We start from the raw sequence: 19,921 nt of genomic DNA on the forward strand, positions 1-19,921 counted from the left end.
CCGGCATCGGAATCGTTTGCGCGAGCGAAAAACGAAGTCGTTTGGCTGCCGGACGCGAAAAAGCCGCCCTTATGGGCGGCTTTTTTAATACAGGGATGGTTGCGCTTCCACGGTAGATTTGCGCGCGGCGAATAAGCCAAACAGCAAAGAAACCTTCAGACCGCCTTCACCCCGTCTCACATCAGGTCGGGCGGGCGTCACGCCGAGCCAATCAGAAATCGCTCGCGATTCTTGCCGACGATCCATTTGGGCGGCTTGCCGCGCCCGCTCCAAGTATTGCCCGACTTCGGATCCTGATATTTCGCCGGCAGCGGCGTCTTCTTCGGCGGGCGGCCGCGCTTGGCGGCGACCGCGAAACCGAGATCCTGCGCGGTCAGACCGTATTCGGCGATCTTTTGGCGGATGTCGGCGACGACATTGTCGATTTCCGTGCGTCGCGCTTCTTCTGCCTGTGCCTGCAATTTGGCAATCTGCGCCTTGAGGTCTGCATATTGAGACATTCGGTTCTCCCCTTTTCTAGAACTCATTCGACCGCAGACTAGCTGCAATTATAAAAATTCGCAATGGCGACTAATACCGGTTTAGCGAATTTTCCTCTGATAATTATTAAAGAGTGTGAATTGTAAAACCTGCGCTTTATCTCGCAATAGTTTATAAATTTTGTGCGGATTGACAATCTTTGACAACCGATTTGGCGCTGTCTGCCTAGAATTGCGCGCTCAAGGTACGTACTCGCCCTTTTCGATGCGTGCTTCTGAAGTACCCATTCTTTTTAGGATCACCAAAAATGCAGTTGTCAAAGCGCCTCGTTGCCGAATTGCTCGGCACCTTCTGGCTCGTGCTCGGAGGCTGCGGCAGCGCGGTCCTCGCTGCCAACTTCGCCGGGCCGGTTCACGGATTGGGCATCGGCTTCGTCGGCGTGTCGCTGGCCTTCGGCCTGACCGTGCTGACGATGGCTTTTGCGATTGGCCACATTTCGGGCTGCCACCTGAATCCGGCGGTGAGCGTCGGACTGGCCGTCGCCGGCCGATTTCCAGTGCGCGATCTTCTGCCCTATGTCGTCGCGCAGGTGGTCGGCGCGGTGCTCGGCGCATTCGTACTGTCGCTGATCGCGTCGGGCAAGCCTGGCTTCGACCTGCTCGCGAGCGGCTTCGCGACGAACGGTTACGGCGAGCAATCGCCGGGTCACTACTCGCTCGCCGCTGCCTTCATTTGCGAAGTGGTCATGACTGGCTTCTTCCTGTTCGTGATTCTCGGCGCGACCGACCGCCGCGCGGCGGCCGGCTTCGCGCCCATCGCGATCGGCCTGTGCCTGACGCTGATCCATCTGGTCTCGATTCCAGTCACCAACACGTCGGTCAATCCGGCACGCTCGACGGGCCCGGCGCTATTCGTCGGCGGCGTGGCGATCGATCAGCTGTGGCTGTTCTGGGTTGCGCCGATCATCGGTGCGGTGATCGCGGGTGTCGTCTATCCGCTGATCGCTGAGGATCGCAGCAGCGATGGGCGCAGGCTGGCGCTCGACTGACGGCCAGTTCGACGCCCCGGTCTCGCGATCGTCGCGTAGTCGGCATGAATGGGCGCCTCGGCGCCCATTATTCATTGCGCTCGCCAATGCGATATGAATGCCGCGCCGGCCGTGTGCCGGTGGGCACCGCTGCTAGAATCGGGCGACTTCCCAGCCTCGCACAGGTGCTTTCGATGAACCGTTTCCGCGGATTCCTGCATGGCGTCGCACTGTCGCTCGGCGGCCTGTGCGCGAGCACGATGGCGTTGCCGGCCGCGTCCGCGGCGACGAACACGGCGACCGTCGTTGCGACCGCGGCCCCCGTAGTTGCCGCGGCGGGCGGCAATATCGAAACCCTCGTATTCGTTCGACACGGCGAGAAACCCGCGCAGGGGTACGGCCAGCTAGACTGCCAGGGGCTCAACCGTGCGCTCGCGTTGCCGGCCGTGATCGCCGCCAAATTCGGCAAACCCGATGCGATCTACGCGCCCGACCCCGGCCAGCAAAAAGACGACGGCGGTCATCCGTACTATTACGTGCGCCCGCTCGCGACGATCGAACCGACCGCGATTCAATTCCAGATGCCGGTCCAAACACCGTACGGTTTTGCGCAGATCGACCAGCTCGGCAACGCGCTCGTCGACCCGGCCAATCGCGGCAAGCTGATCGTCGTTGCCTGGGAGCACAAGCTGATCGAGAAGCTGTTGCGGCAGATGTTGAGCACGCATGGCGGTCGCGCGGCCGACGTGCCGAAATGGCAAAGCGACGACTTCGACAGCATTTACATCGTCCGACTCGACTGGCAGAACGGCACGCCGCGCGCGAGCTTCAAACACGATCGCGAAGGGCTCGACGGGCGGGCAACCGATTGCCCTTGCGCGGCCTTGCCGGGAGTGTCTGCATCTTCGGCAGGGGCGGCCTCTTCCGCAACTTCGGCCGCTTCGGCGCCCGCGGCGGATTAATTGAGCAATACAGTTGTAAGCCGTGTTTACGTGCGCCGGCGCGGCAAGCGGCGAGCGTGCGCGACGAGCCGCCTGCCGGCTTGAATTGATCCGCCGCAAAGCCCCGTGCGGCGCGGCTGCAAGCGAAGTAAGGTATTTGCGCGCAAGGTCCGCGCGAGCGTTTTTCCTGGCTTCGATGACTTCGACGATGCTTGCAGTCCGTAACATCTGGTCGCAGTCCAGCCCGCCTCGAGTGCGTACATTGGTCCTGTGCGACAAACCTACGTCGCCTCACAGGAGAGACCAACATGAAACGCATCGTCACTCACTTGCTGGTTGCTGCCGGACTCGCGGCGGGCGCATGCGGTGTCGCGCAGGCGCATACGGATCTGAGCGTCGGCCTATCGCTCGGCGCCCCGGTTTATGCCGCGCCCGTGAGCGTCTACGCCGCGCCGGCGCCGGTGTATTACGGCGGCTGGGATCATCGCTACCCGCACGGTGACTACTACCGCGACTATCACCGCGATGATCGCGGCTGGGGTCACGACAACCGTCGCTGGGGTCATGACAATCGAGGCGAGCACCGCGGCTGGCGGGATTGACGAGCGCAAGCGGAGCGCACGCTGCGCGCTTCGCGAGCAACTTCTGCGGCCCGCATCCACGCGAGTGGATGCGGGCCGCTTTCAATCGCAGTGACTGCGGTTCAAGATGCCAGTTCGTCGTTGAGCGCAAACAGTTTGCGCAGATGATGCGCAACGCCTGCCTCGAAGTTGTTGCCGATGCGCGGCACATGCGGCAGGCGGGTGATCAGATCGGGATTGGCATTGTTCATCATGAATGGATGGCCGGCCGTCTCGAGCAGATCGATATCGTTCATGTTGTCGCCGAACGCGACGCAGTGCGACGCGTCGACACCGAGACGCTTGAGCACGATCTGCAGGGCGCGCCCCTTCGACACATTCGCGGTCATCACTTCGAGACAATCCGGCAATGAATACGTCACGTACAGTCGTTCGCCGAAGTCGCGTTCCAGATTGGCGGCCACCTGCGCGAGATCGGCGGGATCGCCGATATACAGCGCCTTGGCAATGTCGACGCCATCGTGCTTCGGCAGGTCGGTCACTTCGTACGTGAAGCCGGAATCCTGGTGAAATTCCAGCAGATGGGGCGCGTCGCGGTCAATGAGCCACGCCTCGTCTGCAAACAGACTGACGATCACTCGACGATGCGCGCCGACAATTTCGGGCTGCACGAGACGCTGGACGATCGCCGGCGGCAGATCGTCGGCGTGGATCACCATGTTGTCAGGCGCGTGAATGCGCGCGCCGTTCGACGTGATCAGATACGGATTGATGCCGAGCAGATCGCGGATGCCCGCGACGTCGCAGTAATGTCGCCCCGTGGCGATCACGAACTGCAGCCCGTCGCTTTCGAGTTTGCGCACCGTGGCGACCGTGAACGGGTCTACCTGGTGATCGGCGTTGAGCAGTGTGCCGTCGAGATCCGTGGCGATGACTTTATACATGGTGAGTCCGGCGGCTGAGTCGTCGAGGCAGCGTCAAAGCGGGTATTTTACAGGTCTCCTCGAGCCAGCCGCTGCGCCTCGCGCCGCGCCAGTTGCAAGCCGCCATGCGCCGAATCCGCCCGCGGCTCGCGCAGGCGCGCCTGATACGCCTGCGGCACGTACTCGCGCAACGGCATACCAAGGCCTCCGCATAACGCGACCGGCAGCGCGCCCGTCGCGTCCAGCGCGGTGATCATCTTGCCGACTTCGACGCCGGCCTCGCCGAGCAGCCGCGCCGCGAACGGATGTGCGCGGTGTTCGATCGCGATCGGCGCGAGCCGCGCGTAGGCAGTCTGATTGGCCGTGCACAGCCACACGACGAGACTGTCGCGATCCCGCGCGCCGGTATGCGCGAGCAGCGCTTGCGTGAGATCGTCGACGGCAACGCGGCCGTCCAGCGCCTGTTGCGCGTGCACGATCAGCCGGAGGCCGAGCCACGCGCCGCTCGCTTCGTCGCCCGATGGAAAGCCGTAGCCGCTGGCCATGCGGAATTCGCCGTCGCTCGCGAGCGAAGCCGCGACGCTGCCGGTGCCGAGTGCGACGATCACGCCGGGCGCGCCGTCGTGAGCGCCGAGCAGGGTTGTGTAGGCGTCGGTCTCGACGGCCAGTCCGGCGAGCCGCGGCGCCTGCTGGTGAAACTCGGCGAGCCAGTCGCGATTGTTGACGCCCGCCAGTCCGCAACCGAGCACGCAACGCGACCAGTCCAGCGCGACTCCGGCTCGCTGGAACGCTTCGCCGCAGGCGGCCTGAATGGACTGCCATGCGCGCGGGATGCCGAGCCCAAGGCCCGATGGGCCGCTTGCCGCTTGCGCCAGTTCGCGGCCCTGCGCGTCGCCGAGCACGACGCGCGTGCCGGTGCCGCCGCCGTCGACGCCGATCAGAAAGAAGTCGTGGTTCATCGAATCGAATCAGTTCCGTGGGTGAATAACGCTTAGCGTGGCAGGTCAGTTTGAATCGCGCAATTAGCCGATTGGCCAGCTTGCGGCGCACACCGCTTCCGCTATGCTGGCGAACGACATGACCACGCGGGGGCACGACAGTGACACAACGATGCAACTGGGTATCGAGCGAAGCGCTCGCACAGTACCACGACACCGAATGGGGTGTGCCCTCGCGCAACGACCAGCACCTGTTCGAGATGCTCGTGCTCGAAGGCGCGCAGGCCGGTTTGTCATGGTCGACGATCCTCAACAAGCGCATCGGCTACCGCCGTGCATTCGCCGACTTCGACATCGACAAGGTCGCGGCCTTCACGCCGAAGCGCGTGGATGCGCTCGTCGCCGATGAAAGCATCGTTCGACATCGCGGCAAAATCGAGGCGGCCATCCTGAACGCGCGCGCTGTGCAGCAGATTCAGGCCGAACATGGCTCGCTCGCGAACTTCGTGTGGTCATTCGTCGACGACACGCCGATTCAGAACGAATGGGCTTCGTATAAGCATGCACCTGCGTCGACGGAAGTATCGGACGCACTAAGCAAGGCGCTCAAGCGCTACGGCTGCAAATTTGTCGGTTCGACGATCTGCTACGCATTCATGCAGGCGATCGGCATGGTCAACGATCATGAGATGACCTGCATGTGTCGTGAGCGATGCGTGTCGCTGGGCAAGAAGGGGCGTGGTCGGAAGGCGAGGTGAGGCCACGGCGTCCGCGGGAGGCGCAAACGCGTGAATTGGCGTCCTTTCATGCTCGTAGTCGGCCCTTCGTCGGCCGACGCACGGCGGATACTCATCGCCATGCGCTCACGCGATGCGCACTCAACAACAAATAACTACCGCCTCGGACGCGGGAGACCAACCATGAAAACACTTAGCTTCCTGACCCACCAGGACATTTACGATCAGTCCGTCACGCATCTGTTCGAATAGAAACGCGCTGCATTGCTACTGAGGGGCGGCGGCGCCTACCGCGGCTATTGCGGCGGCTGCCCGGTCGGCAACCTGATCAAGCCGCGCGATTACATGACCGCAATGGAAGGCGTGCCGGTGCGCTTGATCGGCAAGCCACTGGCCGAAGTGCCCGCTTGGATGTCGGCTTGGCCGCGCTGAAAAAAGCGCTGCTTCGCGCCCGCATCAACGTATACGATCCGGTGACCATCGCTTTGCTCAGTTGCCTGCAAAACGTGCACGACGTGTTCGGCACATGGGAGTGGCACGACCGGCTGGGCTCGATCGCGCGCGAGTTCGGGCTGTCGGCCGAGCGGCTGAGGAGCGCGGCGTAACGGCTGCACGCAGGGGCAAAATCCGACGCCGCAAAAGCAAAACGGCGATGTGGCTTCTTTCGAAGCTCACACCGCCGTTCGGCGTATCTAAAAAGCGTGTTTAGTGCAGCTTTTTCGGCAGCATCTGGCTGCGCAGACGCTTGTGCAGGCGCTTAACAGCTGCTGCCTTCTTGCGCTTGCGAGCCGTGGTCGGCTTTTCGTACGACTGGCGTTCACGCAGTTCAGCGATCAGGCCATTCTTTTCGATTGCGCGACGAAAGCGGCGAATTGCCACTTCGAACGGCTCGTTTTCCTTCAGAAGAATCGTCGTCATGTAATTCCTAACTCAATCACTAGATACGGGTTTAATTGCATGGCGGTAACCGCTCAGGTCACCACTCACGCGCCGGCCCTCCGGTCGCTTCGATTCATGGCCAGTAACAGGCAAACGCGAGGCTGATAAACAACCCCGGCCAAACCACGAATGAAGCGAGAGGCAAAGCGGCCACGGAGGCCGGAAAAGAGAGGTGGGGAGTTCACCGCGGAACGCGGACAGACGTAATGCAAAAGCCGCGTCTGTTGCCGTTTCGCCAACCTTTCATCAACGAAGAACACTGACGAAACAGGCAAAGATCTCAATTCACTCCTGATCATATCAGGAAACTCTCCATCCTACCAGGGGTTTACCGATTGCGCCAGGCTTTTCCCTGGCGCGGATCGCCCCCGCGTCGGCGGCCGAGGTGTTCGCCTTATCAGGCGCTCGCTTCGTCCAGCTCACGAATATCGTCGGCGGCGAGGGACAGCTGGACGGCCGCGACCAGGCTCTTCAACTGCTGGACCGAGGTTGCGCTCGCAATAGGGGCCGTAACGCTCGGGCGCGCGATCAGCCATGCAAGCGCGATCGCGGCCGGCGTGCTGTCGTGCCGTTGCGCGACGCGGTCGAGCGCGCCGAGAATCCGCAAGCCGCGCCCGTTCAGGTATTTTTCGACCCGGCTCCCGCGCGCCTTGCCGGCCAGATCGGCCTCGCTGCGGTATTTGCCTGACAGGAACCCGCTCGCAAGGCTGTAATAGACGACCACGCCGAGATGATTCGCGAGCGCCACCGGCTCGCTGTCGCTCTCGTATTGCGCGCGGTCGTACAGGTTGTATTCGGGCTGCAGCAACTGATACCCGGGCAGCCCGTGCTCGCGCGATACCGCGAGCGCTTCCTCGACGCGCGCGCCACTATAGTTAGACGCGCCAATCACGCGCACCTTGCCCGCCTCGATCAGCTTCTGATACGCACCGAGCGTTTCGGTGAGCGGCGTCGCGGTGTCATCGTCGTGGGAGAAATAGACGTCGATGTAATCGGTTTGCAGGCGGCGCAGCGAGTCTTCGACCGCCGCCTGGATATTTGCGGCCGATAGCCCCTTGCGCTGCGGATGCTTCGACACCTTGGTCGCAAGCACGATCCGCTCGCGCTTGCCGCTCTGATGGAACCACTTGCCGAGGATCGTCTCCGACTCGCCGCCCTGGTTGCCGGGCACCCAGGCCGAGTAGACATCGGCGGTGTCGATGAAATTGAGTCCGGCTTCAACGAACGCGTCGAGGATCGAGAAAGAGGTGGCTTCATCGGCCGTCCAGCCGAATACGTTGCCGCCGAACATGAGCGGGGCGACCTGCAACGAGGAAGTGCCGATCCTGCGTAGTTCCATGATGGCTCCAGGTATGAGTGGGCGAACGCAATGCGGGAAATGGCCGGGCAAACCCGGGACCGTTGAGCATACGCCGCCTTGCACTACGTTGCAGCCCCGGGCACGAAGGCTACTCAGCACGCCTCGCGCTTGAACGCGGTCGATGCGTGGCGCAAAAGATGGCGCAATAGTTTGCGCGCGTCTCACGTTTATTCAGAACACCGCTGGTGTTCACGAATGCCGCCGGCGGCAGCGTCACGAACAACCGCGACGCGGGCACGCGCTACGTGCAGGTGTCGGGCCCGCGGCAGATCACGATCAACGACAACGGTCAGACGGTGTTCCAGAGCGTGCAGGCAGACGGCTCCGCCTACGTCGCCGCGGCCGGCTCGTCCAATCAGGGCACGGGCACGTTGGGCACGGGCACGCGACCAACCGGCGGCGTCTGAGGTCAACGACAACCACTCGATCCAGTTCGCGACGGACACGACCACCGGCGCGATGATCTATAGGTCAGGACAACTCGGCCAATACGACGACGCAAACGACCGGCACGTACACAGACGTCTCGGTAATTGTGGCCGGCTCCGTCTTGAGCGTCCCGATCTCGAGTACGCCCGAAGGACGGCGGCGCGTTCAGCGTGACGCCCGGCAATACGAGCGCCAACAGGCAACACGCCTGCGGGTACGGCGGCGCTCGATAACGCGCTCACGACGGGCGAGGCGCGGCTCTCCAACTCGTACTCGAACGTGGTCACGATCCTGGCTTCGGTAGGCGGAGGTCAAGGCGCTCCAGGCGATCACGTCGTCGAACGAGGTGCAGACCCGGTCGGATCTCGACATTCTGACGAGCACCGACATGGTCTCGGCGATCAGTCAGTACACGCACAGTGGCGTCGCAGAAAACCTTCTCGTCCGCGCAGAACCTGTCGCTCTTCCAATACATCAATCCCTGGTGTGGGCGAGAGGCTGGCACACGCCGCCAGGCACACCAGCCTCCCCGCAAGCGCAGCCGCACAGCGCATATTTTTCAAGCGCGCTCCCAAAGCGCCCGCTCAGCCCCTGGTCGTAGCGCCGCTGCCACGCACCCCAGCTCCTCGACACATGCTCGCGCTGTTCGATGCACTGCCGCCGGAATCGCGCGTCGGTCTCGTTTGGCAGGGCAAGCCGCAACATCACAACGACGCCAACCGGTCGTTGCCGGCGGTCGCGCTGCTCGCGCCGCTCTGGCGGAAGAGGTGGTCGAGCGGGTGCGGGAGAGGTTGGCTAGTTGGCCCTGATTGAGTGCACGCCCATGGCTACGGGATACCAGGCATTAGCACCGCCGATAGTCAGTCGCCTGAACTATCGCTCTACCCCACGTGCCCGCAACAAAGCTTTAGTTGACCGACCAGGCGCAATGGTCACTTAAGGAACGTCGACCACGCCTGGTGTTTGCGGTAGTACTGATCCTCCGCAGCATCCAGTCCGTTGTCCTTGTACCAGGGCAGATGCCTGCACGTGTACCGTCCACCGAAACGCACCGCAGCCAGAGGAGTTTCGCGGCGGAAGTACCGCTTGTTGTAGACCGCAAAGGTCGTATCGATCGGCGCGCGAAAGATCGGGTCACCGTTGGCGCTCGCCGCGATCTGCTGTTGCCAGAAGCGTGCTTCCCAGTCGATCAGCCCATAGTTCTTCACGCCGTCCGACTGCATGATGGAGAGTGCTTTCTCGTCCATCAGCGCGGGTTGCGAGATGTCGAGAGCAAAGCCGGCCTTGCCGATTTTCAAAGCTTCCGTGGCGTCTATCAGGTCGAACAGGAAAGTATCGGGCAACTCGGGATTCAGTTCGAGATCGGGATCGGTAATGCAGAAAATGTCCGGCAGCCAGTGATAGATGACGTCTGAAAGCGTGAACGCGCGCGGCCCGACGTTGTGGTCGAGCCGTGCGACGCTCACCGTATCCTGGATGCTGGCGAGGTAGTCGAGCATACCGGGGGCGCTCGATGCGTTGTCCACGACGATGAGATTGCGCAATCCTCTGCCTTTGAGCTGTGACACCATCCGGCGCAGATAGGTGACGTTGTTAAAGGTCGGGATCAGAACCGGCACGTTGGCGATCAGGGCGCCGACTGGATGCCGGTATTGCCGGCTATCCGCCCTGAGCGCTGCCAGCTCGCTCGCTGGCTCAGCCTGGTTGACCGGCGCGATGCGCTCAAGATCGCTCACGTATTGTGAGACTCGGCTCAGTTCCTGGCGGATGTTCCTGTCGTTCGGCAGCAGGGTATTGGCCTTGCGCAAAGGCTCCAGTGCCTCAAAGGATTTCCCTTGCTGCCGTAGCGACGTCGCCAGCATGTGCCATGCCTTGCCGATTTCTGGCAAGAGCGTGGTGAACTGGCGGGCTACAGCTTCGGCCTCGGCAAACTGCTGCTTGTCGAGCAGGAGCGTGAGCGTATCGACGAATTCACCGGCCAGCGCGGCGCGCTGCTCGGGCGACAGGCCTGCTGGGCTGTCCCCGGCGGTGTGCGCATTGCTGACATGCGCCAGAACCTCGAAATGCTCAGGCTCCAGTCCGTCGCACCACCGCTGCCACATGGTGCGAAACGCGCGCGAGGCGGCGTTGGAGATCGCGCCGGCGTCGATCAGGACCGACTGTCTGCAGTACTCGCGCAGCTCGCCGCGCACTACCGCGAGCGCTTCGGGGTCGGCGGCCAGCGCGGCGCACTTGCGCACGAAGTCGTCCTTGTCCTGCGCAACGAAGGCTGAGTCGAGCCCGAGGTGCGAGAGCCACCCCGTGCTGCCGCGGCTCGCCATCGAAACGCCGGGCAGGGTCATGGTGGGCACGCCCATCCACAACGCTTGCATGGTCGTGGTCGAATTGCCGAAGGGCAACGTGTCGAGACAGACGTCGATCAGATTGTGCTGCTGCAGGTAAGTCGAGACATTCCCGCGCTGCAGAAAACTGATACGGCTCGAGTCGATCCCTTCGCTCGCGAACAGCCCGGTCAGCTTGTCCATCTGCTCCCGTGCCGTAATCGCGCCGATGACCATGCGCGAATCCGGTACCTCGCGCAGCACGCGTGCCCAGAGCGCCACGACTTCAGGGCCGATCTTGACGATGCGGCTGAAGCTGCCGAACGTGATGAAGCCGTTTTTCAGGGCAGGTAACTCGTTGACGTCCGGCGCTTGCGGGTGCGGCTTGAACGGCGCGAGCGCCGGCAGGAACACGAGCTTTTCCGAGAACTGGCGCTCGAATTGTTCGAGCGGCGTGACAAAACGGTCCGACAGGTAATAGTCGACGGCATCCAGGCCCGTCGTGGCCGGATTGCCGATCCAGCTCGCCTGGACCGGCGCCGGCTTGTGCGCGAAGGCCACGAGCCGGTTGCGGCCGGTATGGCCGGACAGGTCGATGAGGATATCGATGCCGTCGTCGCGGATCTTCTGCACGACTGCGTCGTCGCTCATGCCGAAGATTTCGCTCCACGTCTGCGCATGCGCACGAATCTGCTCGGTGAAGCCGTCGGTCACCGCGTAGTTCGAATAGATGTGCAGTGACAGACTCGAATCGAGCGCCAGATGCTCTAGCACCGACAGGAAGAAATACGCAAGCGGGTGACCGAGCAGATCGCCGGAAACAAAACCGACTCGCAGGCGCCGCGACGGATCGCGGTCATTGGTGTGCCGGGGCCGACGCGCACGCAGCGGCGCTTCGTGGCGCGCTGCAAACTCGCGGAACTCCGCGAATGCGCTGAGCGCATCGAGGTCCGGCTTGTGCATCAGGTTGAACAGCAGGTTGCTGTGGGTTATCGCCTGCATCGGTGCCAGTCTTAGCGCACGGCGGAAAGCGGTTTCGGCTTCGTCGTACAGACCATGCTTGAGTAGCGAAAGGGCAAACGCGTCGCACTCGAGGGCGTCGTTCGGCGCCAGTTCCACGGCACGGCGGAGATGGGCGATCCCCTCGGCGTACCGGCCCATCTCCTCTAAGGCGGTACCCAGGTTGCGATGTAGCGCGGCGCTTTCGGGATATTTTTCCAGCGCCTGCCGGCAATGCGCTTCGGCTTGCTGATACTGGCGGGTGGTAATCAGCCCGTCAGTCAGCATCGTCCGGGCGGCAATGAAGTTGGGCAGCAGGCGGGCGGCGTGCTCGGCTGCCTCGACGGACTCCTTGTAGCGGCCCGTGCGTTGCAGGACACGCCCAAGTTCGTACCAGCATTCGCCATGCGACGGATATTGATGCGTCAGGCGGCGGGACACATTCAGCGCCGCTTCGAATTTCCCGCTGTTGAAGAGATGCTGGAGCTGGCGCATCTCCTTGAGGCTTGCGCGGCGCGTATCGAGCTTCACGCACTCGTCCGTATCGGATGCCGCAGGGGGGCGCGAGTCGCTCCCGCTCGCATCAGCCTGGGGAGCGGGAGCGGTCGCAGCCTCGGGCTCCGGCGTGGCCGGGAGCGGCGCTTCTTCCCCATTGATGCGCGCGTGCAGCATCTGGACGGCCGCCTCGGGCAGGCCTTGATGCCGCGCGAGGTCGAGCACGACGCGCGCCGCCTCGGTCTGCTGGCTGGCGACGAGGGCGTTGATGTAGTAGACCCACATCTGCCCATTTTTCGGCATCTGCCCAAGCGCCGCCTCGAAATGCGGCACTGCTTCCGAGGGCCGCCCCGTTTGCATGAGCAGCACGCCGAGGTGGTAGTGCGCGTCGGGGTGATCGCTCGCGGCCTCCAGGACGGAGGCATAGCGCGCGGCCGCCTCGTCATAGTCCTGCTGGCGATGATGTTCGATCGCGCTCTGCATGGTGAGCGCGATGTCGTGATTCTGCTGCAATTTGGCAGCAGGTGTGGCGGTGCAGCCCGGAGAGAGGAAGGCGGTCATGACGAAGGCGCGCGTACGCGTCAGGAACTCGGAACGTTCGAATTATGGGCGGCGGCCAATTACGCCGATCGTCCGAGCTAGCGCCAAAACGGCCGCCAATTTGCCTTCGATGAACTCCCAGGGCAAAGAAACGGAAAAGAAAAAGCCCGCACGAGGCGGGCCAAAGTACGCCATTGCGCCGCGAAGGACGCAATGAACCGTTGCTCCTGCTTCAGTACCGCGCCATGCTCAAATACCGCCCGGCGTTGCGGCTCGCTTGCATGCTCGCCTGATACTCGGCGCCCAGCACCTGCTGCGCGGCCTGCGCGGCCTCGACGATGCGGCTGTCGATCTCGTGGATCTCCTTGAGCCGCACGACGACCTCCTGCGGCTGGGGCGCGCCGAGCGCCGTCAGGAGGGGCGAGCGCTCGTCCGCGAGCTGCGCGGCCCGCTCCCACTCGCCAACAGCGACCGCCAGTTCCAGGTCTTTCGTTATCTGCCAGATGCGCTCGATCGGGGCGACGTTCTGCATGGCTCGTTCCTCGTCGCGCTCAGCTCTTGTTCGTGGCGAGCGCGCCTGCGCTGTTGGTGCCACCGAACAGTTGCGTGAGGTATTGCGAGTTGTTGTTCATCGTTGCCATCAGTGAGTTGAGCGCTGTGAACTGCGCGGTATACATACTGGTGAGTTGAGCCTGCCACGCTGTAAGCGTCGTCTGCTGGTTCGAGAGGCTCGTCAGGTCGGCGTTGATCGCGTCCGTACGGTTTTGAATGATGCCGCCGGACGAGGTGTAGTTTGTGATGCTGTCGTCCAGTTGCGCGGCGATGCCGTTGGTCGAATTGAACAGCGAGGCTACAACCGACTGGTTGTTCTGCAACGCATTGCTGAGCGTCGTGTCGTCCACCGACAGCGTGCCGTCCGCCTGGAGCGTAATGCCGATCGCGGCAAGCGTCGTCTGCGAGGTGCCGGTGCCCACGCCGCCGCTCACGATCTTGGCGAGCTGGTTCTGGATCGTGCTCAACGTGGAATCGCCGATTAGCACGCCCTGCGACGTCGAGTTCGCGTTGTACGCCGTCAGCGCCCCCATCGTCGTGACGAGCGTGTTGTAGAGGCTGACGAAATTGTTGATCGCCGAGGACTCCGAGCTGGTGTTCTGCGCGATCGTGAGCGTCTGCGTGGTGCCGACCGCCGCTGCCGTGAGGTTCAGCGTCACGCCGGACACGGCCGTCGTCACGGAGTTCGAGGAGCTGGTTACGCCCACGCCGCCGAGCGTGAAGTACGCATCCTGGGCGGCCTGCGTCTGGGTCCAGCCTGTGCCGGTAATGGTCGACTGGCTGGGGTTGTAGGTCTCCGGGTTGCCGTTGCTATCGAGAACCGGGTTGCCACTGCTATCCAAAACTTGAGCGGTGAGGTCGCTCGCGCTGGAGATCGCCTTGCCGTTGGTGGTCGTCACCGCGAGCTTGTTCAGGTCGTCGGTCGAGCTCGAATCGTTGATCGCGATACTGATGCCGCTCGACGCGCCGGTCGAGGTCGATTGCAGCACGAGATGCGCGCCGTCCGCGCCGGTCACCACGGTCGCGACCACGCCGGGATTGTCGTTGGCCGAATTGATCGCCGATGCAATGCCGGCAATCGTGCTGTTCGAGCTATTCAGGGAAATCGTGCTGGTCTTGCCGTTGACCGTCAGGGCCATCGTGGCCGCGCCGGAAGCCAGGTTTTTGGTCGAGCTGTAGCCCGCCGAGGTGAGCACTTGCGACGTGGCGACCTGCGCCACATTGAGCGAGTACGAACCTGCCACCGCGCCCGTGCTGGCCGTGGCGGTAACGCCGCTGCCGCTCAAGGTGGACGAGAACGAGTTGAGCGTCGCACCGTCGCTGAGCGGCTCGGCGCCGGCCTGCAACGCGGACAGTGCCGCGGAGAGCGTGCCGTAGGCCGAGATCAGCGTGTTGTCCGCAGTCTGCTCGGCAGCGATGGTCGCGGACTGGCCGGCAGTCTTGGAGTTGACGAGCGCGGTGACGAGCGAACTTGTGTCCATCGACGAATTGGTCGAGCCGCTAATGATCGACTGGGCGGCTGCCTGCACCGTGGCGTTGGCGTCGGCTGTCGTGGTGGCGACTGCACTCGCGATCGCGCTGGTGGTGGATCCGGTTACGGTGGACATGAGGAGGCTCCGTGCGTCGGCAATGCCGGTTAAAGCGATTTAACAAGCGGGGTAACGCGGGAAAAGACAATCGGGAGGCAAGCCTCCCGACGGGTTTGCGTCCGGCGCGCATCGAGCCGCGCGCCGGCTGCCTGCAGCGGGAAGCGCCTTACTGGAGGAGCTTCAGGATCTGCTGCGGCTGCGAGTTCGCTTGTGCCAGCACCGAGATACCGGCTTGTTGCAGAACCTGTGCCTTGCTCAGGTTAGCCGTTTCTTCTGCGAAGTTGGCGTCCTGGATCGACGATTGTGCGGTCGACAGGTCGGTCGACTGAGCTTGCTGCGTCGTGCCGATTGCGCTGAAGCGGTTTTGTGCCGCGCCGAGCGTTGCTTGCAGATTGTTGACAGCGCTCAGCGCGTTGTCGATGGTCAGCATTGCTGCCGAAGCGCCGTCCTTGGTCGAGATGTCGATCTGCGAAACCGTGTTCGACTGGCTCAGCTTGTCGATGGTCGCGCCCATTGCGTCTGTAGTCTTGCCCGCAGCATCGAGATTCGGGTTATCGCCGGCCGCTTGACTCGCGGTCGCGATAGCGCCCGTTACCGCTTCGACTTCGGTCGCCATAGTCGCACCGGTGTCGCCAGTCAGCGTGGTGTTGCCGTTGCTGTCCGTACCAACAGTACCGCTGGTGAAGACTGCGCTAGCAACAGCGTTAGTCAAGGCCTTACCGTTCTGGTCCGTGAGCGTGAAGCCGCCCTTACCGTCGGCAATGACGTTGATCTGCGAGACAGTAGCGTTCTCGCTGCCGTTCGTATTAAGCGTCCACGTCTGCGAAGCATCACCTGCTGCAGCCGGAAGCGCGGCGCCACCGGTCACTTCGGCCGCGGGGGCATTCGAGAAGGCCGTGATCGTCGAAGCATCGGTGATGGCGTTACCGTTTTGGTCCGTGTACGAGACCGAATTCGTAGCGTTGTCCCACGAAGCCGTGACCGACGTGATACCCGCAGCCGCCGCCGCAGCGCCGTTGCTATCCAGCGAGACCGAGAACGAGCCGAGCGTGTTGCCCGCTGCCGGAACGCCGCCGCCAATCGAAGCAGCGGACATCGACTGCGAGAGATTCAGCGAGATCGACTGACCGACGTTTGCGCCGACCTGGAACGACACGTTGCCCAACGAGCCGTCGAGGACGTTCATGCCGTTGTACGTCGTTTGCGACGCGATACGGTTGATTTCCGAGACTTGCTGGTTCACTTCCTGTTGAAGTGCAGCACGGTCGTTGTCGGTCATCGAACCGTTAGCTGCTTGCGTAGCGAGCTGGCGGATACGCTGGAGCGACGAAGTCAGCGACGACAGACCCGACGATGCCGTTTGCACCATCGACGTACCATCGTTCGAGTTCGACACACCCTGGTTCAGACCGTTGATCTGGGTCTGCATGATGTTCGAGATCGCCAGACCTGCTGCATCGTCTGCTGCGCTGTTGATGCGCTTGCCCGACGACAGACGCGTGATCGCTTGCGACAGTGCGCTACCCGAGCCGGTCAGGTTTTGTTGCGCGATGAGCGAGTTGGTGTTGGTGTTGATTCCGAGCATTGAGATTCTCCTGATGGGGCTATCGGCCCAGTAACGGCAGCGGGTTCGTTGGCCTGCCGCCTTGTTTGTGATTACGACCCCACCTGGAAAAACTTTAGCTGCCTTGTTGATGCAACCCTCTGGGCTGACGCCCTTCCCTCGCCCGCGTGCAGTGGGGAGGCGCTTTTCAAGATGGGGGACGCCAGGCTTCGTCCTTCGGCGGCTTAAGGCTCGCAGGCGTCGAAGCCACTTCGCGTCGCAATGCTGATTGAGTATCCGATCGCCCTTGATCTGCACCCGGCCTTACGGCTTCGAAAGACAAGGCCCCCGCAGCACGTCATCGGTTGAATTGAACCGAGCTGCCAGCTCAATTCGGGCCGCCACCGCGCGTGCGCATGCCTTAAGCTGCGAATCCACAGCCCCTCTACGACGACCGTGACCGCTACGAGCCCACTTGCCCCCACGCGCCAGCACATTCTGAGCGAAGCCACTGCCCTCAGCGCCACCGGGCAGTTCGCCGACGCACTGGCGCTGCTTGCACCGCTCGTGGGCGCGAAGGCCACGCCCGAGGACGCGGGGCACGCCGATGCGCTCAACCTCGCGGCCATGTGCGCCACGGGTGTCGGCCAGCCCGCGCAGGCGCAAGCTCTATGGTTGCGCTGCATTCAAGCGAAGCCGGATTTCGCCGAGGCGTATCTGGGGCTCGGAGCGATGCTCGCGACCCTCAATCAGCTTGCCGAAGCGGAAGCGGTTTACGGGCGGCTTGCCGCGATACGCCCCGATGACGCCGATGTCCACAGCAATCGCGGGATCGTGCTGCACCGTCTCGGACGGCATGACGCGGCCCAGGCCGCGTACCGGGTGGCGCTCGCACTTCGCCCGGACCACGTCGACGCGAACTACAACCTCGGCATCGTGCTTCATGAACAGCGCCGCCTCGACGAAGCGGAGGCGGCCTATCGCACAGCGCTCGCCGTGAATCCGCAATTTGCCAAGGCGAACAACAACCTCGGCAATCTGTTGCGCGATCGCGGCCGGATCGAAGAGGCTGAAGAAGCGTATCGGCAGGCGCTGCTCGCGCACCCGCAATATCCCGAGGCACTGAACAACCTGGGGGCGCTTTACAGGGCGCTCGGCCGGCTCCGGGAAGCCGAGCTGGCTTGCCGCCTCGCGCTTCAGATCCGCCCCGCCTACGCGGACGCGCTCAACAATCTCGGCTGTGTGCTCACCGAACTCAAGCGCCTGCCCGAGGCGGAGAGCGCCTACCGGCAGACGCTCGCGTTGCGCCCCGCCTTCGCCGAGGCGCACTACAACCTCGGCTGCGTCCTGCACGCACTGGACCAACTGGTCGATGCCGAATGCGCGTATCGCGAGGCGCTTCGGCTCGCGCCGAACCGCGTCGAAGCGGCCAATAACCTGGGTTGCACGCTGCTTGCGCAAGCGCGCCTGCCCGAGGCACTCGCGGCGTTTCGCCACGCGCTCACATTGCGCGCCGACATCGCCGAAACACACTTCAACATCGGCAGCATCGTGAAAGAGCTCGGCGACCCAGAGCAAGCCGAAGCCGCCTACCGCCGCGCGCTCACGCTGCGCCCCGACTACGGCGACGCGAAGTTCCGTCTCGCCACGCTGCTCATCGGCATGGGCCGCTTCGAAGAAGGCTTTCTCCTCTACGAATGCCGCTACGAGATGGCTGGGTTCGCGCATCACGCCACGCAGTCGATGCTGAGGTGTCCGCGCTGGCGAGGCGAGCCGCTCGCCGGCAAATCACTCCTCGTTTGGCAGGAGGATGGACTCGGCGACATGCTGCAGTTTGGGCGTTATCTGCGCCTGTTGAAGGCTCAGGGCGCCGCGCACGTCGCGTTTGCCTGTATGGCACCGCTACAACGCCTGTTCGCCGATGTCGATGGAGTCGACGCGGTGCTCAGTCATGACGAAGCCTCGGCGCGCGCCGGCGATTTCGATTGCTGGATCAGCGCGCTCAGCGCACCGCTGTATCTGGGCACGACGCTCGACACGATTCCGCCTCCCCTGTGCATCACCCTGGCCCCGTCGCGCGTCGAGCATTGGCGCGCGCGCCTTGCCGTGCTGGGCGCGGGACACCGGGTGGGTCTCGTCTGGAAGGGCAACCCGAAACACCACAACGACGTGCACCGTTCGCTACCGTTGCTCAACACACTGGCGCCGCTCTGGAGCCTGCCGGGCGTGAAGTTCGTGAGCCTGCAAAAGGGCGCGGGGGAAGACGAAGCGCTGTCATTCCCTGCGAGCCTCCCGATCCTGCCTCTCGGCGCAGATCTCGAAGACTTCACCGACACGGCTGCGGTCATCTCGCAACTCGATCTGCTGATCTGTGTGGACACTTCGACAGCACATCTGGCAGCCTCGCTCGGCAAACCATGCTGGGTGCTCTTGCCGGCACGCGACGTGGACTGGCGGTGGATGCACGGCCGTGACGACTCGCCGTGGTATCCCAATACGGTTCGCCTGTTCAGGCGAGGGCTGGATGAACCGTGGCCCGCAGTCGCGGAGCGCGTGCGACAGGCCTGCGCTGCGTGGTTCGGCGCGTGACATCAACGCCGCGCTTGCGCTGACGTGAGGCTAGTCACACATGCTGCGAAACACCACGGCAGCGATCGTAGGCGCGCAGAGCACGAGCATCACCAAGGAGCATCGAGCAGGCGAACCAGGCGGTGTCGCAGATGGGCCAGATGACGCAGCGGAACGCGGCGGCGGCCAGTTCGTCGCACGAACATGCCGGTCAACTGGTTCAGCAGGCCTCGGATTTCAGGGTGGCTTGAAGCGGCTTCCGGGTTCGCGCAGAAAGTTTTCCGGTCGTCGGCGTTGCTGGGGATGTGAGACCGGCAACTGATGCTGGAAGCACGCCATGTTGGAGCGCAAGACGTTGGTTCTGACGCCACGACAAAAAACTAAAGGCCCCTGGCTTTCGCCAAAGGGCCTTGTTTTATCGGGTTTTCTGCGAACCCGGCATCATGTCTAATCCTGGTGCCCCGGCTGGGATCGAATGAATCGGCTGAAGGCGCACCGGATAAGGCATTGAGGGTCGCCAACCTCCTATCGGGTACGACTTGAGGCATTACCGACTTATCATCGCAATTCTTTGCAACAAAGTGTTACGAAGCATCGGGATCAACAGCAGCACTCAGTGGTCCCACCGACCATGAAAAATGCAACGGCTTACGTTCTGTCTCTGCCGTACAGCGTCAGCTCACGGTATGTCTCGTACCAAGATATAGCGGTCACTCACAGGCATATCGTCGCCGAAAATCCTCGTTCGTGGCGGACTTACGTCGTCCGATTGTGTCGTGCCCTACATTGACAGAGAGCAAACATCCAGCACGCGCTCAGTGTGTGGTGAGGGATACTTTACGCATGTTCACCGTTAATTGCATCGTATGCGGTCCACGAACGACGCCACTCAGAGGTGCTCTGAGGCGTAAATTGTGTGGCAGGGAGAAGGGTCAGCGGAGATTGGCGGGCATCTTCCA

15 protein-coding genes and 1 pseudogene are annotated in these 19,921 nt (G+C 63.0%); 7 read left to right on the forward strand and 9 right to left on the reverse strand.

The features are described 5' to 3' along the window. Positions 1–197 precede the first annotated feature (197 nt). The gene (locus HDG33_RS25145) at positions 198–500 is read right to left on the reverse strand and encodes an H-NS family nucleoid-associated regulatory protein (protein ID WP_013090908.1); all 303 of its coding nucleotides are present in this window, start codon (positions 498–500) and stop codon (positions 198–200) included. 287 nt (positions 501–787) lie between these two features. Here HDG33_RS25145 and aqpZ point away from each other — a divergent pair, with 287 nt between their 5' ends. From aqpZ to HDG33_RS25160, 3 genes are all read left to right on the forward strand, one after another. Then, positions 788–1,528, forward strand: a complete 741-nt coding sequence (aqpZ, locus tag HDG33_RS25150; RefSeq protein WP_184035012.1) for an aquaporin Z — start codon at positions 788–790, stop codon at positions 1,526–1,528. A 173-nt stretch (positions 1,529–1,701) separates the two neighbouring features. Further along, positions 1,702–2,469: a histidine phosphatase family protein gene (locus tag HDG33_RS25155; protein WP_184035016.1), complete on the forward strand. Its 768-nt coding sequence runs from the start codon at positions 1,702–1,704 to the stop codon at positions 2,467–2,469. A 287-nt stretch (positions 2,470–2,756) separates the two neighbouring features. Next, entirely contained in the window at positions 2,757–3,050 is a 294-nt protein-coding gene (locus HDG33_RS25160) for a PXPV repeat protein (protein WP_184035018.1), read from the forward strand. Positions 3,051–3,151: 101 nt separating this feature from the next. Here the strand turns inward: HDG33_RS25160 and HDG33_RS25165 are convergent, their stop codons facing one another. Beyond that, a complete protein-coding gene (locus HDG33_RS25165; RefSeq protein WP_184035021.1) occupies positions 3,152–3,973 on the reverse strand; it encodes a Cof-type HAD-IIB family hydrolase in 822 nt (273 codons plus the stop codon). A 47-nt stretch (positions 3,974–4,020) separates the two neighbouring features. Then, positions 4,021–4,911 carry a BadF/BadG/BcrA/BcrD ATPase family protein gene (locus HDG33_RS25170; RefSeq protein WP_184035024.1) on the reverse strand — a complete coding sequence of 297 codons (891 nt, stop codon included), beginning with the start codon at positions 4,909–4,911 and terminating at the stop codon, positions 4,021–4,023. A gap of 140 nt (positions 4,912–5,051) precedes the next feature. On the opposite strand from HDG33_RS25170, the gene HDG33_RS25175 reads away from it, so the two are divergent. Together HDG33_RS25175 and HDG33_RS25180 are read left to right on the forward strand one after the other, a co-directional pair. Continuing rightward, positions 5,052–5,648, forward strand: a complete 597-nt coding sequence (locus tag HDG33_RS25175; protein WP_184035027.1) for a DNA-3-methyladenine glycosylase I — start codon at positions 5,052–5,054, stop codon at positions 5,646–5,648. Positions 5,649–5,810: 162 nt separating this feature from the next. Next, positions 5,811–6,232, forward strand: a pseudogene (locus tag HDG33_RS25180) (hypothetical protein). Between the two features lie 100 nt (positions 6,233–6,332). Here the strand turns inward: HDG33_RS25180 and rpsU are convergent. Continuing rightward, positions 6,333–6,545 carry a 30S ribosomal protein S21 gene (rpsU, locus tag HDG33_RS25185; protein WP_006050883.1) on the reverse strand — a complete coding sequence of 71 codons (213 nt, stop codon included), beginning with the start codon at positions 6,543–6,545 and terminating at the stop codon, positions 6,333–6,335. 418 nt (positions 6,546–6,963) lie between these two features. After that, entirely contained in the window at positions 6,964–7,905 is a 942-nt protein-coding gene (locus HDG33_RS25190; protein ID WP_184035032.1) for an aldo/keto reductase, read from the reverse strand. A gap of 206 nt (positions 7,906–8,111) precedes the next feature. Here HDG33_RS25190 and HDG33_RS25195 point away from each other — a divergent pair, with 206 nt between their 5' ends. Continuing rightward, positions 8,112–8,333 (forward strand): hypothetical protein, encoded by a 222-nt coding sequence (locus HDG33_RS25195; RefSeq protein ID WP_184035035.1) that lies wholly within the window; start codon positions 8,112–8,114, stop codon positions 8,331–8,333. Positions 8,334–9,287: 954 nt separating this feature from the next. On the opposite strand, the gene HDG33_RS25200 is transcribed toward HDG33_RS25195, so the two are convergent. The 4 genes from HDG33_RS25200 to HDG33_RS25215 form a co-directional block, all read right to left on the reverse strand. After that, the gene (locus HDG33_RS25200) at positions 9,288–12,731 is read right to left on the reverse strand and encodes a tetratricopeptide repeat protein (protein WP_184035038.1); all 3,444 of its coding nucleotides are present in this window, start codon (positions 12,729–12,731) and stop codon (positions 9,288–9,290) included. A 211-nt stretch (positions 12,732–12,942) separates the two neighbouring features. Then, a complete protein-coding gene (locus HDG33_RS25205) occupies positions 12,943–13,242 on the reverse strand; it encodes a flagellar protein FliT (protein WP_184035041.1) in 300 nt (99 codons plus the stop codon). A gap of 19 nt (positions 13,243–13,261) precedes the next feature. Next, entirely contained in the window at positions 13,262–14,869 is a 1,608-nt protein-coding gene (gene fliD, locus HDG33_RS25210) for a flagellar filament capping protein FliD (protein WP_184035055.1), read from the reverse strand. Between the two features lie 148 nt (positions 14,870–15,017). Continuing rightward, positions 15,018–16,436 (reverse strand): flagellin, encoded by a 1,419-nt coding sequence (locus HDG33_RS25215; RefSeq protein WP_184035109.1) that lies wholly within the window; start codon positions 16,434–16,436, stop codon positions 15,018–15,020. A 414-nt stretch (positions 16,437–16,850) separates the two neighbouring features. On the opposite strand from HDG33_RS25215, the gene HDG33_RS25220 reads away from it, so the two are divergent. Beyond that, complete coding sequence (locus HDG33_RS25220; protein ID WP_184035058.1) at positions 16,851–18,983, forward strand: tetratricopeptide repeat protein; 2,133 nt, start codon at positions 16,851–16,853, stop codon at positions 18,981–18,983. Positions 18,984–19,921 lie beyond the last annotated feature (938 nt).

The organism is Paraburkholderia sp. Cpub6 (assembly GCF_014201065.1).
GTDB lineage: Bacteria > Pseudomonadota > Gammaproteobacteria > Burkholderiales > Burkholderiaceae > Paraburkholderia > Paraburkholderia tuberum.